Source organism: Neorhizobium alkalisoli (genome assembly GCF_002968635.1).
Lineage (GTDB): Bacteria > Pseudomonadota > Alphaproteobacteria > Rhizobiales > Rhizobiaceae > Neorhizobium > Neorhizobium alkalisoli.
The window spans coordinates 1-2,477 of record NZ_PVBN01000030.1 but is presented as its reverse complement, the minus strand read 5'-3'; the positions used below and the strand labels follow the sequence as shown (position 1 = coordinate 2,477).

Below are 2,477 nucleotides of genomic sequence, written 5' to 3'. Positions count from 1 at the left end.
CCGAACGGCAGTTCTCACCGGCCACAACCGCCGCCACAACACGCTCGCGAAGATCATTCGAAAGAGCTCGTGTCATCAGATGCTGGCCTCCGCCCAGCCAGCACCTTGAATCACAAAACCGGCCCACAGGGAATCCCATCAGATTCAGTCAAGCGATGAAACGCTCTAGGCGAGGCGCATTGGGCTTGTGCGCCCAGCAAGATTGCCCACTGCGGACCGCTTGCCGCCCCTCGCTCAAGCCCTCTTTAGACTTGCCAAACTCTAGGAGTTGCAGCGTATCAGTAACCCATCCTTTAGTGTCACCTGATAATACTCCGGCCTTACGGAGGAGTATTATGAGAGATTTCCTGAAAAGTAGAGCCGGCAGGCAGCTGATTCAGGTCTCCACATTCGGCCTGTTTTTCTGGCTGATCTGCCTGATTTTTCGCGAGACTATACTGGATCTTGTCCAGGCGGTCAGCGCGGGGAAGGCACATCTTATCATCATCACCCTGATCGTGGCGGGCATCGCCAGCTTCGCCTACTCGGTTCTCCGCATTCTCGACATGCGCAACGAGATGGTGAGCCGCCGCAAGGCGTTCGACGAAGCAGACCGCATCGCCACCCACGATCACCTCACCAAGCTTCCCAATCGCTATGCGTTCGACCGCCTGGTGCTTTCCGATCTTCGCGGACCTGCGGAAGAGAGCGCGTCGCAGACCGCAACGGTATTCTCCATCGATCTCGACGGCTTCAAGAAAGTGAACGATCTTCTCGGTCACCAGGGCGGCGATATCCTTCTCAAGGAGGTTTCGCGACGGATCTGCGCGCTGGCGGAACACGAATGCGTCTTCCGCTTCGGCGGCGACGAATTCGTTGCCGTGGCGCGCGACCTGCCTCCAGAGAGAGAGGAACTTCTCGCACAGCTGCTCATCCACTCGGTGTCCCGGCCCGTTCGGATCGGCACATTGTCGACCGAGGTCGGCGCCAGCGTCGGATATGCGAGACTTCCCGATCATGGCAGCTCACTCGAGGAGATCTGCCACCGCTCCGATATCGCACTTTATGAGGCAAAGAACCGGGGGCACAATCAGTATGCGCTGTTTCAGCCGGAAATGCAGGAAAAGGTGGCAGAACGGGCAAAGCTGGAAGGAGAACTTCGCCGGGCGATCGATGAAGGCAAGATAGAGCCATTCTATCAGCCCCTAATCAATCTGCGGACCGGCGACCTGTGCGGCTTCGAAGCTCTTGCAAGATGGCGTAACAACGAGGGGACTTTCATCCCCCCGCAGCAATTTATCACCGTCGCGGAAGAAACCGGGTTGATAACCGTGCTGTTCGAGCAACTGCTGTCACGCGCATGCCGCGACGCTCAGCTCTGGTCGGAGGCGGCAACACTTTCGTTCAATGTATCGCCCGTCCAGATCGAAGACAGGCTTCTGGCGCAACGGATTCTCCATATCCTTCAGGAAACCGGATTACCGGCATCGCGACTGGAGATCGAGATTACGGAAAATGCCCTGATGGGAGACCCTGATCTCGCCGCATCGACCATCGAGCATCTCCATGCTGCCGGCATCCAGGTGGCTCTCGACGATTTCGGAACGGGCTACTCCAGCCTCTCGCAGCTGGCCCGGTTCAAATTCGACAAGATCAAGATCGACAAAAGCTTCGTTGCCGCCTGCACCCAAAACGACAAGAATGCCAAGATCATCGATGCCATCCTCGGGCTGAGCCGCAGCCTCAATCTCAAGACGACGGTGGAGGGAATTGAGGAAAACGCCCAACTCGCCTACTTCCTCAGCCAGGGATGCGACATCGGCCAGGGTTACATCTTCGGCAAAGCCATGCCGCAGTCGGACGTAATAGACTTCGTCGCCGCTCGCCGACACACCCTAGCCGCCCAGCACGCGTAGGTGGAAGGACGAGATAGTTATTCAATCCGGATCCGCCCCGACGACGTTGAAACTTTCCCTAAGACGTTGGCACAGCTTATCGAAAGCATGTTGGCAAAGCCGCGTCCGAGCGCTTAACTGAGTTAGGTCTATAAGAATTTATACGCGTTAGATCGAAGCGCTTACTGCATCACAGCGCGGGAACAGATGCCGATAGCTATGACGAAGATCACCCGGCGGACGAAGTTCCTCTGCGGAAAAATCAATCCTTCTCGATCCGCCGGAGAGCCAATTAGCTCGAGCTCCGCAGCATCGGGTGAAGTTCTTCGAGAAACCAGCGGCATCTTGGCAGGTCACTAGGACCCAACGGTCCTGGATGCGACAGTTGGCCCTGCACCTGGGATAGGTGGTGGTTACGTCTGGGAAGCTCATAACGCAAAAACCCGCAGCGGGTGCCACGGGGTCGCAGGGATCAGTGGTTGCGGGGGCAGGATTTGAACCTGCGGCCTTCAGGTTATGAGCCTGACGAGCTACCGGGCTGCTCCACCCCGCGTTATCCGATTTTTGCCTTTGGCAAAATACCGTACGAGTTTTCGGTCTTCC

At 57.1% G+C, this 2,477-nt stretch carries 1 protein-coding gene and 1 tRNA gene; one reads left to right on the top strand and one right to left on the bottom strand.

What is annotated here, in order from left to right; translation table 11 throughout:
- The first annotated feature begins 335 nt into the window (after positions 1 to 335).
- Entirely contained in the window at positions 336 to 1,895 is a 1,560-nt protein-coding gene (locus tag C5L13_RS28375; protein WP_105386604.1) for a putative bifunctional diguanylate cyclase/phosphodiesterase, read from the top strand.
- A 455-nt stretch (positions 1,896 to 2,350) separates the two neighbouring features.
- Here C5L13_RS28375 and C5L13_RS28370 read toward each other — a convergent pair.
- Positions 2,351 to 2,427: transfer RNA gene (locus C5L13_RS28370), tRNA-Met, on the bottom strand.
- Between the last annotated feature and the right edge of the window lie 50 nt (positions 2,428 to 2,477).

What these genes read in the sequence shown, in the direction of transcription:
- C5L13_RS28375 (WP_105386604.1), top strand. Translation starts at nt 336, where the DNA reads ATGAGAGATTTCCTGAAAAGTAGAGCCGGCAGGCAGCTGATTCAGGTC.